Genomic DNA, 11,720 nt, shown 5'->3' with positions numbered 1-11,720 from the left:
AATGGTTGAAACAGCCTTTTATAAAGACGCTTTGAGGATTGCTACAACATCATCATAGGATAAGGACTTAAAGTTTCCTACAGCTCCTCTTGACATTACATGCTCCGCCATCTTCTCGATATTGGAATCATCTATGTTATAGTCCGCTAAACGCTCCGGTGCCCCCAAGCTGGACCAGAACTCACGTAGCCTTCTGATACCCTCCAAGGCTACATCGCGGTCTTCCATGCCATTATCCTGCACCCCAAATACTCGGACTGCCAATTGCTTAAATCGCTCAACATTAGTATCCAATGCATGCTCCATCCAGTTAGGAAACAGAATTGCTAGTCCGCCTGCATGTGGAATGTCATAAATTGCAGAAACGGCATGCTCGATACCATGTGATGCCCAGTCGCCCCGGTAACCCATCTGCAACATTCCATTCAAAGCAATGGTTCCATTGTAGAGAATCGTTTCCCTGTGTTCATAACTCTCCAAGTCCTCTAATAATTTTGGTGCTGTTTCCATCACCGTAATTAAAACAGACTCACACATTCTGTCTTGTAAAGGAGCGTTCGTCGGTTGATGAAAATACTGTTCGAAAACATGGGACATCATATCGACGATTCCATACACTGTATGATCACGAGGAACGGTAAATGTATTTTTCGGATCAAGAATCGAAAACTGCGGGAACGTTACAGGACTGCCCCAGCCATACTTTTCTTTCGTTTCCCAGTTGGTAATAACGGAGCCGGAGTTCATTTCCGATCCTGTTGCAGCTAAAGTTAAAACCGTCCCAAATGGAATGGCTTCTGTAGCAATATGCTTTCGGAGAACAATATCCCACACATCTCCTTCATACTTTGCACCAGCTGCTATCGCCTTCGTACAATCTATAACACTTCCCCCACCGACTGCAAGGATAAAGTCAATTTGGTTTTCGCGGCACAGTTCCACACCTTTTTGCACTGTGGAAAGGCGAGGATTAGGTTCCACCCCTGCAAGCTCTGTTACTCTTGCTTCTGCTTTATGTAAAACCTCTACAACCTCTGCATAAAGACCGCTTTTTTTGATACTGCCACCACCATATACTAACAGGACATTTTTACCATATCCCTCAAGTTCCTGTGTTAAGCTTGAAAGCTGATTTTCCCCAAAGATTAACTTAGTCGGATTATAAAATGTAAAATTTTCCATTAATTAACCCCTCCTTTTTCACTGATTATGAATGAATTCTAAGCTTCATGCAAAGAATTAGCTTATGAATTTGAATTCATGATTGAGAACTATCCATAGCATTTAACATTTTTATTCTTATTATGAATATTATTTGCAAACTGACAAACCATATAAGGGAAGCACTTATATTCTCAAGGAGGGAATGTTATGAGCACAATTCAACGTATTGCTTTAGTACTAACAATAATCGGGGCAATAAACTGGGGCTTAATTGGATTCTTCCAATTTGACTTAGTTGCAGCGATTTTTGGTGGACAAAGTTCAGCACTATCCCGCATTATCTACGGACTTGTAGGTATTGCCGGACTAATCAACCTTGGTCTTCTGTTTGTACCTTCTGAACAACAAGAAAGAGAAGTAGAGCCAAGAACTACACGTTAATATAATTGGTACTAAACCGCCTCATCTGATGGGATAGGCGGTTTTTTATGTTGAATGTATAAAACCCATTAATGATTTGGGAGAAAGCGTAGCGTACGCGCCAGGGCAGGACCATCCTCCTTTAACTCCAATCATCAGATGGGGGTTCATTAAAACCACACTGATCTTAAAAGAAACCTAATTTAGTCATAAAAAAAGACACCTACATGAATAGATGCCTGACAGTCCTGTGATTATTTTTTAATTAGATCTTCACGGTTGGATTGCTCAATCCACTCTTCTAATTTGTCTTTAAGCGTGTTGAAACCTTGTGTAGATTCTGTGTGTTGTTTTACAACAGTTGCTTGACGCTTTTTAGGCTTTCTTGGTGCAGCTGCAGGAGCTTCTGCCGGAGCCTCTTGTGTAGCTTTGATAGACAAGCTGATTTTGTTGGACTTTTCATCAACAGAAAGTACCTTCACTTGTACTTCATCGCCCAATTTTAAATGTTCGTTAACATCTTTCACATAACCGTGAGTTATTTCGGAAATATGAACAAGACCTTGAGTTTCTTCGTCAAGCGCTACGAACGCTCCGTATGGTTGAATACCTGTTACTTTCCCTGTTAATACACTACCTAATTCAAATTTATCAGACATGAAAACACTCCTAAATATTTTAGTTTTTATACACATTGAACGCAATTTAAAATTATACCACACTTTATATACTTTTTCAAAAGATACTTTTCTTCACTGTTTTATTATTCGTGTATTGCCGCAGATATATGCCAATACAATGAAATTAAAAGACTAAAATATCAAAAAATGTTCAAACTTTCATTAAGTAAAGAATGCTATGATTAAATTATAAATACGAGAAGTCAAAGGGGCGGTTAGAATGAAGAACATTGGAGAAAACATACGTTTATATCGGGAGCAAGCAAAGCTTACCACCAATGAACTGGCAATTAAATTGCGTGTTGGATCTGCTACCATCGAAAAGTATGAAAGTGGTCAACAGGTTCCTGATGTACAAACAGTCTTGAAAATATCCACAGTACTTGATATTCCTGCTTCAGAACTTTTAGAATCTGTTACACCAACCAATAATCAAGGAATTGATTATGAATTAGAACAATTAATTCAAGAAGTCGGAATTAAGAGGTCAAAATTAATTCTTCGTAAAGCAAAAGAATTTACAGATGAGGACATATTAAATGTCATGCAGCTGTTGTATGAAAAAAAATACAAAACAGAATAAAAAATACAAGAAATAATGGTTTATTTTAAAAAAGTTTGGGGAATGATACTATTATCAAGGCTTTCTAGTATTCCCCCTTTTGTAAGGGCCAAACCCAATGGGTTTGGCCCTCTTTTTTTCAGTTGGTTTTTCATTAGATAATCTCGATCCAGGGGAGGGATCTGAAAGCGCCCCTTTTCTCCTACCCCTGATCAAGTAAAACCAGTTACTGATAGCTCTTCACAAACCGTTCCATACGTTTTATTGCTTCTTGAAGCTGCTCCATGGAGGAGGCGTAGGAGCAACGGATAAAGCCTTCACCACTTTTTCCGAACACATCGCCTGGTACAACTGCCACTTTTTCCTCCATTAATAGCTTTTCCGCAAATTCTTGAGAACTTAGTCCTGTTTGCTGCACAGAAGGAAAGGCATAGAAGGCTCCCCCAGGAAGGTGACATGGTAATCCTAATTCATTTAAGGAAGCCACAAAATAATTTCTTCTTCTTCGATAACTTTTTTTCATTTCCTCCAAATCATCCCGTCCATTTTTCAAAGCTTCTATTGCGCCATGTTGAGCCATAGTGGAGGCACACATCATTGTATATTGATGTATTTTTAATATCGCTTCCATAATGTCTTCAGGTCCTGCCACGAACCCTAATCGCCACCCTGTCATTGCAAAACCTTTGGAGAAACCGGATATCAGAATTGTTCTCTCTTTCATTTCAGGTAAAGTAGCAAAACTTGTATAGTTTTGATCAAAGCAAAGCTCTGCATATATTTCGTCGGATAGCACAAGTAGATCATATTTTTCAACAAGATGGCTGATCTGAAGTAGCTGATTTTTCGTTAACATTGTTCCAGTAGGGTTATTAGGAAAACATAGAAGAATAGCTTTGGTTTTCTCTGTTATAGCCTCTTCTAATTTTGCCATATCAACTGTAAAACCATTAAGAGAATCTGCACCGACCAAAACAGCCTTTCCTCCAGTTAGTTCTACTAGTGGAGCATAAGAAACAAAGCTTGGTTCTATTACTATCACTTCATCTCCCGGATCTACTATGGTACGAATGGCAATATCTAACGCTTGACTTGCTCCTACAGTGACAATAATTTCTTTTTCTGCCTGATATGATACTTCAAATTGTTGTCGCAGATAATAACTAATTTCTTTTCGAAGTTCTATTAAACCTGCATTAGCAGTATAAGAGGTGTGACCATTCTTTAAGGAGGTAATACAAGCTTCCCTCACACCCCATGATGTAACAAAGTCCGGTTCCCCTACACCTAATGAAATAACACCTTCCATACTTGCAGCTACATCAAAAAAACGCCGTATACCAGATGGTTGAAGGTTTTGTACATGGTTAGCTATTCTACTTTTCATGGAGACACCACAATCCGCCGATCATCTTCTCCTTGATCAAAGATGGTCCCGTCATGCTTGTATTTTTTCATAATAAAATGGGTGGTAGTAGAAATAACCGAATCTAGTGTGGCGAGTCTTTCCGAAACGAAATTTGCTACCTGTGTCAAGGATCTGCCTTCCACCACAACGGATAAATCATAAGCACCAGACATTAAGTACACAGACTTCACTTCAGAGAAACGATAAATATTTTTTGCAATTTCGTCAAACCCTACATCTCGTTTTGGCGTTACTTTTACGTCAATCATGGCAGTAACACCTTCAAAGTTATCCACTTTTCGCCAATCTATTATTGCACCATATTCCACTATAATTTTCTCTGTCTCTAATTTACGGAGTGTTTCCGCCGTTTCCTCTACAGTCAGGTTAACCATTTTAGCCAGTACTTCTTCTGCTATTCTTCCGTTATCCTCTATTATCTGAAGCATGTCCAATTCTCTTTCTGATAGTTGCATATTATTCCACTCCTTTTAATAAGGCTGCTTCCGCATTGATTGTTGATTTTATGTAAGTTGGTACCACCCGTTACAATTGTTGCTGTAGTGCTCATTTCCTTTTAAATTTCAAATTCACACTTCATTTTGTATTGATAGGCCAATCAAAAATCCAAAAGCCGATTTTTTTACGGGCTTACAGCAGCAATCTTTACGAAAAGAGCCTTTAATAAACGTTGTACCATTATAACAAAATTCTGACCACTGTTGTTGCTGTAGCCTTATTGTTTACTATTTCAAAATTTTAAGGTTTGAAAAAATGAAGTGAGGTTAAAATACCTATATAAAATCAGATGGGGTGTTGGATTAGATGAAAAGCAATCACTTTACAGCAAACATAAACGGAGTTAACGTTTTCTACGAATTCCACCATGACTCCACATCAGGCATTTCAACAAAACCGACCCTTGTCATGATTCATGGATTTCTTTCTTCCTCTTTTAGCTTTAGAAGGCTCATCCCATTATTAACAAAGGAGTATACTATTCTTGCTATTGATTTACCGCCGTTCGGCAAAAGCGAAAAATCAAAGAAATTTGTCTATTCGTATGAAAACCTTGCACGAGTTGTCATCCTGCTATTAGAAAAACTTTTTATTAAGAGAACAGTACTGATTGGCCACTCCATGGGAGGGCAAATTGCTTTAAATGTTAGCAATCAAAAGCCCGAACTTGTTGAGAAGGTCGTTTTGTTGTGCAGTTCAGGCTATTTAAAGAGGTTGCCAAACTCGATAGTTTTCTCCTCTAAAATCCCCTATTTTTATCTCTATTTAAAATATTGGCTTGCTAGAAAAGGGCCGATCCAAAACTTATTAAATGTCGTTTACGATCATTCACTGATTGATGACGAAATGATAGAAGGATATGTACAACCTTTTTATGATGATCAGATCTTTCATGCATTAACAAGAATGATCCGGGACCGTGAGGGAGACTTAGCACAAGAAATCTTAAAAAAAATCGAGACGCCAAGCCTATTAATTTGGGGGGAAGAGGACAAGGTGGTACCCTTAGAAGTAGGAAAACGATTGAACAGAGATTTACCAAACTCTAACCTAATCACCTACAAAAAAACAGGACACCTTTTACCAGAAGAAAAACCCCTCCACGTCTGCGACAACATAATCAATTTTATTTAGAAAAGCGGAAGCGGCTCGTTCAGCTCCGACAAGCATAAGGCAGTTCACGCAAGAGGTCGCTCTTTGACCTCTGGAGGGAAATGACTTATGACTCGAGGAGCTAGCCGCTGCAGCTGGACACAGAAAAGCACAAGCGGCTCGTTCAGCTCCATTTTTTTGAACAAAAAAAGAGAGAAGCACCATGCTTTTCTCTGATTGTAACTCTTATTCCCAAAACCTCTTTATATAGAGCAGGAAGAGTCCTCATTTTTGATAGTCAGTAGCTCTGCCGCTTTTTCTTTACATTGTGCCAGAGGGATAATTTCTTCAAAGGAAAATTCATAGATAGCTTGAATTTTCTGAGCTAACTTATTTATATCATCCAATTCATGTACAGCCTGAACAACATCAACACATTCTGTATCGTATGCTTCCAACCCATACCCTAATGGATCCCATTGTAAGAGGTTCTCCATTAGTCTGACATTGATGCTCTGTTGTAATTTCATATATATTCACCTTACTTTCTAGTTCCATACTAATGTGTATAGTATACCTGTTTTCCGCTAGAATGTTGAGTTTTTCAACTTCTATTATATTAACCAAACATTGAGTCTTTTTATTTGAATATATTGTAGCAAGGGGGTAAAGACAATGACCAAATATAATTTTAATGAACTTATCAAAAGAACCGGTACATCTAGTGTGAAATGGGATGAAACCAAACGATTCTTCGGTAGTGGGGATGTACTTCCTATGTGGGTGGCAGATATGGACTTTTCTGCTCCGAAAGAAGTAAATGAAGCAATAAAAGAAAAAGCGGAGCATGGAGTGTATGGTTACACTTCTGTACCATCTTCAAATGATGAGGCAATACAAGAATGGTTGATGAAGAGGCATCAGTGGAAAGTAGATACAACTTGGTTTTCCTATATATCAGGAGTGGTTCCAGCTTTAAGCGCAACGATTCAAGCTCTGTCAGAACCTGATGACAAAATTGCGCTGTTTTCCCCTGTTTATTATCCCTTTTACGACATGATTAATTGGAATGACAGAAAACTCGTAAACTGTTCTCTAGTTATGGAAAATGGTCGCTATCAGATGGATTTAGCTCATTTTGAAAGTGTACTTGATGAAAATGTTAAGCTGTTCCTTTTATGCAATCCCCATAACCCTGGAGGGACCGTTTGGACAAAAGAAGAATTAAAAAGCCTTGGCGAGATTTGCTTAAAACATAATATTACCGTTGTAGCTGATGAAATACACGGCGATCTTGTTTTTAGAGACCATCATTACACACCCTTTGCTTCTATTTCTGAAGAGTTTGCACAAAACAGCATTACCTGTATTGCACCAACAAAAACCTTTAATATAGCTGGGTTACAGGCTGCAACAATGATTATCCCCAATTCTACGCTTCGAGAAAAAATTAACCTTTATCAAATGAAACAGGGTCATTTTACCCTTAATATATTCGGCATCGTTGGCATGGAAGCAGCCTATCGTTTTGGAGAGAATTGGCTTAATCAAGTTCTTGACTATATAGAAGAAAACATGGATACAGCTATTTCCTTTATTAAAAAAGAGCTTCCATCGCTAAAAGCAACAAAGCCTCAAGGCAGCTATTTGCTTTGGATTGATTGCAGAGAACTGGGGTTGGGTGACGATGAACTTAAAAGATTCCTATTGCACAAAGGAAAGCTGGCACTCGACTTTGGAAAAAAGTTTGGCCCAGAAGGAGAGGGCTTTGTGAGAATGAACGTAGCATGCCCAAGAGACACCCTATTAGAAGGCTTAAAACGCTTGAAAGTTGCACTTGGATAAGGACAATTAATAGCGATTAGGAACAAAGATGGGTTATGCTTTTTTTCGCACAACCCATTTTTTACACTTTATATAAATGCTCTGTGTTATTTAGTGAAACTAGCATATGCTTATCGCCCATTTTTCTTAACAAATGCATACCCGTATCACCTGTATTAAAGCTGACATTTGCTGTCACTGGCAATTGAAGAAATGCTTTTAAAAGATTAGAAGTCATCCCACCGTGAGATACAATCGCTATTCTTGCAACAGCGTAGCTTTCTGCTAAAATTTTCGAAAACACTATTTCTGCTCTCATCCGGAACTCCAGTTCAGACTCCCCATTTTGTACTCTTTCATGAGGCTTCCTTCCACCAGGTGGAATAGGATATTTTGTAGCTGCAACTTCCCTAGGCAACCCAGCTAATACCCCGTTATTATATTCCATCAGGTTAGGTTCCTTAATTAACATGCATCCAACTTTATCTGCCAGAATGGTTGCCGTTTCCGATGCCCTTTTAAGCGTACTCGTCCAAATGATGTCAGGAGGACAATATTCATTCAATCGACACGCTAACCTCTCTGCTTGTTCTCTACCAAGATCTGTAAGTGGGTAGTCTGCTCTTCCTTCATGTACATTTATGAGGTCTGCTTCCGACTGCCCGTGCCGAATTAGTAGTATCTCCAAAGTTGCAACCCCCTTTATATCTATAAATTTTAAATTATCGCAAAAGTATGAACTATGTCAATAAGATTACGAATATTTCTTTAATAATACATTAGTAAATATTGCAAATTTTCTATTTTCATACTTTACTCTTAAGATAGGTAGTCCTTAAACTATCATAAAAGAGGAGTGTGAAATTTTAACTCCCTGTTGCTTTATAGCTACCTTTGCTCTCGAATATCTATCTGCTAGGTTCCTCTGTTAAACTAAAAAGACCATTTCGTTAGAGAAGTGGTCTGCTGATTTGCTATGCTTTTTTTACTCCTACTACTTCAAAGTAGTGCACTTTTATTATTCTTCTTCCTCTACTGGTTCTTCAACTGCTTCTTTCTTTTCCGCCACCTCTTTTGAGATAACGCCGCACGCGATTCTTTCACCAGATTCTCCTGTCGGTTGAGTCATTCCATCATCTGGCTCCTCTGTAATAATAAGTGCTGTACCGTCCTTGCCAAATAGCGAGGTTTTTCCGTCTTTTAAAGTGGCAGCAGGGGCCATTAATTCTGCGATGACTGTCCCGTCATCTTCTACAATAATGTTGGGAAGATCACCAACATGGGCACCTTCTGGATGCATAAGCCCGTGTTCCTTGTCATCAGGGTTAAAGTGGTTTCCTGCGCTCTTAAAATCCGGTGCATCGCATAAGCCTGTTTCATGAATATGTATTCCGTGCTCACCCGGCGGCAAACCTTCTAGATTAAGCTCAATCTTAACCCCATCTGGACCCTCAGAGACCTTTGCAACTCCTAAGCTATCACTTGTTGCATTAAATATCTCAACATCTAAAGATTTTATCTCCTCCTCCATACAACCGTTTAACACAGTTAATGAAAGTAAACTAAAACATAAGATTGATTTACGCATACGTTCTCCTCCATCCATCTTAACCTTTTTTCTAAGTCTTTCCTTTTTTGAGGAAAACTATTAATGTTAGGAGATAAATTATTAGATCAGGTAGGAATTTGTTAAAGCGGGACAGACAATATTATAAAAGGCGGTGCGATACGCCGCTGAAGATTTCCGCAAAAGGCTACGCGGCTCCAATCTTTAGCTAGATTTACACTATTATCAACACTACTCATTAACAACGCCATATAAAAAAGAGGAAAACCTTATTACGGCTTTCCTCTTTTGGTATATAGACTACTCTTTTATAATATTATCCCGCTTTAAACGCTCTTCAAGTTCCTTCGCTTTTTCTGACTCTTTATTAGAAATTTTTACGATCAATCTAAAGAAGAAGATGGCAGCCACAAAAAAAATGGCAAAGGTGATACCTGCAGGAATATATTCTGTTTTATCTTCGGGAAAATAGAGAAACAATTGTAATGCATAGGCTTGAAGCAAGTTGGTTACACAACCTTTCGTTTAATAAAGCCTGTAAATATTAAAGCATCTTTATTTTATCACCTTCATGCTTTCAATGACAATGTCTTCGGTTGGCTTAGCAGAAGTTTCCTCTACTTCTACCTGTGCAATGGCGTTAACCACATCCATACCTTCAACTACTTGTCCAAAAACAGTATGTTTGTTATCAAGCCATGGAGTTCCACCATGTTCTTTATACTGATTAATTGTTTCTTCTGGAAAACCCGCATCTTCCATTTGAGCAATCATATCTTCAGTTACTTCTGGAGCTTGGACAATAAAAAATTGGCTCCCGTTTGTAGTTGGACCTGAGTTGGCCATTGAAAGAGCTCCGTTACGGTGAGGATGATTCTCAGAAAATTCATCTTCAAAGGGCTCTCCCCAGATACTCTCTCCACCCATTCCAGTTCCTTGGGGATCACCGGTCTGAATCATAAAGTCCTCAATAACACGATGAAAAATGATTCCATCATAATAACCATTTGCTGCATGTGTCACAAAATTCTCCACTGCCTTTGGTGCAGCATCCGGGTATAGCTCGACAACGATTTTCCCTTTAGAAGTGGTGATTTCCACTTCGTCATCCTCAATTTTGTATTTATAGCTCCCACCTTCCCCATTAGTTTCTTCAGTATTATCTTTGTTGCTTGTACATTGGACTAATAATACTGCTACAATAAGTAGTAATAGAACAAGTAATGCGAACATCCTTTTTTTCTTCATCTGGTCTTCACACTCCATAATATATTCTTTATAGAAGATATTACTAGAAATGAATAAAAAAATCATCATATATTAACAGAAAGGGGTCTAAGGATGGAGGATATTCAATTAGGCAGTACCGTAACAGGTATTTATAAAACAGGAAAATATATCGGGGAAATAACAGACATAAGGCCGATGCATTATTTAATTAGAGTAAAAGCAGTATTAAAGCATCCACAACAAGGCGATTTGCACGCACCAAAGGAAGTTGATGTGCCTTTATTTCATGAGCGACGTGCACTCGCTTTTCGTGAGCAAACAAATATCCCCAAAAATATGGTCAAGCTTTACGAGGGAGAAATAATAGATTACAAAGAATCTTTAAAAATTTCATTAGAAAACGCGAAAGAAACGTTAGAAAATGATTCGAGTACATGGGCAAAGAAATGCTTGGAAAATCTAGCTGTATTAGAAAAAGAATATAAACTTTAAAGTACAAAAGCCAAATCACCTATGGAGTGATTTGGCTTTTATAATGCAAATTTATTTAATATTTTTGATAAATCGATTCGATCTCCTATTGTGGTTGGTTTTGGTCTAGCTAAATAGCTTTTATCCTTCTCCACTAGCTGAAAAATATTATAGGTAGTAAGTGCATCGTCTAAGGCTCGATGATGTTTCCCTGTTCCCTCTTTTCCATATTCCTGAACAGCTTTCCAAAGACCGGTTTGATTTTGATCACCAAAGAACCGTTTATATTCCAACGACAGATCCACTTGTTTGCACGGTAGCGGAAACGATAACCCATGGTAGTTACAGTTATTTCTCAAAACCTTCATATCCATGTTCCCCCACGTAATGACCGTTCCTCTTTCATGGGCTTGAAATGATTCTAATAAATGAATCAGCTCAAAAAAGCTCACTCCCTCATCTACTACTTTTTGACTAATATTTAAAAAAGACTTACAGCGGTTAGTCAATATCGGGAAGGCCTTTGGTTGTATATAAGCGGAATATTGCTTTATTATTTTGTCATTCTCCACAGCAACAATCCCTGCTTCAATTATTTCTGGAAAGAAATTTTTGGGGTAATGTTTATTCTCAGGCATCGTAAACTCAAAGTCGATAAATAAAAATATTGGAGGAAAATTCATCCTACACCCTCCCTTCTCTTAATTTTCAGAATTTTTTATACTTTATTATATCACGACAAGATATGTTTTAAGCACTAAATTAATACACTTTTCAAAAAAA

At 38.1% G+C, this 11,720-nt stretch carries 15 protein-coding genes; 5 read left to right on the top strand and 10 right to left on the bottom strand.

Annotated features, from left to right (window positions below; all coding sequences use genetic code 11):
* Positions 1-18: 18 nt before the first annotated feature.
* A complete protein-coding gene (locus K9B36_RS08160) occupies positions 19-1,182 on the bottom strand; it encodes an iron-containing alcohol dehydrogenase (RefSeq protein WP_223701525.1) in 1,164 nt (387 codons plus the stop codon).
* Positions 1,183-1,371: 189 nt separating this feature from the next.
* Here K9B36_RS08160 and K9B36_RS08155 point away from each other — a divergent pair, with 189 nt between their 5' ends.
* Entirely contained in the window at positions 1,372-1,605 is a 234-nt protein-coding gene (locus tag K9B36_RS08155) for a DUF378 domain-containing protein (RefSeq protein WP_223701524.1), read from the top strand.
* A 233-nt stretch (positions 1,606-1,838) separates the two neighbouring features.
* Here the strand turns inward: K9B36_RS08155 and yugI are convergent, their stop codons facing one another.
* Entirely contained in the window at positions 1,839-2,243 is a 405-nt protein-coding gene (yugI, locus tag K9B36_RS08150; protein WP_223701523.1) for a S1 domain-containing post-transcriptional regulator GSP13, read from the bottom strand.
* 241 nt (positions 2,244-2,484) lie between these two features.
* On the opposite strand from yugI, the gene K9B36_RS08145 reads away from it, so the two are divergent.
* Positions 2,485-2,847 (top strand): helix-turn-helix domain-containing protein, encoded by a 363-nt coding sequence (locus K9B36_RS08145; RefSeq protein ID WP_223701522.1) that lies wholly within the window; start codon positions 2,485-2,487, stop codon positions 2,845-2,847.
* Between the two features lie 205 nt (positions 2,848-3,052).
* Here K9B36_RS08145 and K9B36_RS08140 read toward each other — a convergent pair whose 3' ends face one another.
* Entirely contained in the window at positions 3,053-4,213 is a 1,161-nt protein-coding gene (locus K9B36_RS08140) for an aminotransferase (RefSeq protein WP_223701521.1), read from the bottom strand.
* Entirely contained in the window at positions 4,210-4,710 is a 501-nt protein-coding gene (locus K9B36_RS08135) for an Lrp/AsnC family transcriptional regulator (protein ID WP_223701520.1), read from the bottom strand. The genes K9B36_RS08140 and K9B36_RS08135 overlap by 4 nt, the downstream gene beginning before the upstream one ends.
* Positions 4,711-5,059: 349 nt before the next feature.
* Between K9B36_RS08135 and K9B36_RS08130 the strand changes: the two genes are divergently transcribed.
* Positions 5,060-5,887, top strand: a complete 828-nt coding sequence (locus tag K9B36_RS08130) for an alpha/beta fold hydrolase (protein WP_223701519.1) — start codon at positions 5,060-5,062, stop codon at positions 5,885-5,887.
* A 221-nt stretch (positions 5,888-6,108) separates the two neighbouring features.
* Here the strand turns inward: K9B36_RS08130 and K9B36_RS08125 are convergent, their stop codons facing one another.
* Positions 6,109-6,375 (bottom strand): DUF1871 family protein, encoded by a 267-nt coding sequence (locus K9B36_RS08125; protein ID WP_223701518.1) that lies wholly within the window; start codon positions 6,373-6,375, stop codon positions 6,109-6,111.
* Between the two features lie 145 nt (positions 6,376-6,520).
* Here K9B36_RS08125 and K9B36_RS08120 point away from each other — a divergent pair, with 145 nt between their 5' ends.
* Positions 6,521-7,690, top strand: a complete 1,170-nt coding sequence (locus K9B36_RS08120; protein ID WP_223701517.1) for a MalY/PatB family protein — start codon at positions 6,521-6,523, stop codon at positions 7,688-7,690.
* 61 nt (positions 7,691-7,751) lie between these two features.
* Here K9B36_RS08120 and K9B36_RS08115 read toward each other — a convergent pair whose 3' ends face one another.
* From K9B36_RS08115 to K9B36_RS08100, 4 genes are all read right to left on the bottom strand, one after another.
* Complete coding sequence (locus K9B36_RS08115; protein WP_223701516.1) at positions 7,752-8,357, bottom strand: histidine phosphatase family protein; 606 nt, start codon at positions 8,355-8,357, stop codon at positions 7,752-7,754.
* 330 nt (positions 8,358-8,687) lie between these two features.
* Positions 8,688-9,257: a superoxide dismutase family protein gene (locus K9B36_RS08110; RefSeq protein WP_223701515.1), complete on the bottom strand. Its 570-nt coding sequence runs from the start codon at positions 9,255-9,257 to the stop codon at positions 8,688-8,690.
* A gap of 279 nt (positions 9,258-9,536) precedes the next feature.
* Positions 9,537-9,740, bottom strand: a complete 204-nt coding sequence (locus K9B36_RS08105; RefSeq protein WP_223701514.1) for a hypothetical protein — start codon at positions 9,738-9,740, stop codon at positions 9,537-9,539.
* 51 nt (positions 9,741-9,791) lie between these two features.
* A complete protein-coding gene (locus K9B36_RS08100; RefSeq protein ID WP_223701513.1) occupies positions 9,792-10,484 on the bottom strand; it encodes a peptidylprolyl isomerase in 693 nt (230 codons plus the stop codon).
* Positions 10,485-10,577: 93 nt separating this feature from the next.
* Here K9B36_RS08100 and K9B36_RS08095 point away from each other — a divergent pair, with 93 nt between their 5' ends.
* Positions 10,578-10,958 (top strand): kinase-associated lipoprotein B, encoded by a 381-nt coding sequence (locus K9B36_RS08095; RefSeq protein WP_223701512.1) that lies wholly within the window; start codon positions 10,578-10,580, stop codon positions 10,956-10,958.
* 38 nt (positions 10,959-10,996) lie between these two features.
* Here K9B36_RS08095 and kapD read toward each other — a convergent pair whose 3' ends face one another.
* Complete coding sequence (kapD, locus tag K9B36_RS08090) at positions 10,997-11,620, bottom strand: 3'-5' exonuclease KapD (RefSeq protein ID WP_223701511.1); 624 nt, start codon at positions 11,618-11,620, stop codon at positions 10,997-10,999.
* Positions 11,621-11,720 lie beyond the last annotated feature (100 nt).

This window comes from Sutcliffiella deserti (genome assembly GCF_020037475.1).
GTDB lineage: Bacteria > Bacillota > Bacilli > Bacillales > Bacillaceae_I > Sutcliffiella_A > Sutcliffiella_A deserti.
The sequence above is the reverse complement of the archived record's forward strand: the minus strand, read 5'-3'. Positions and strand labels throughout refer to the sequence as shown.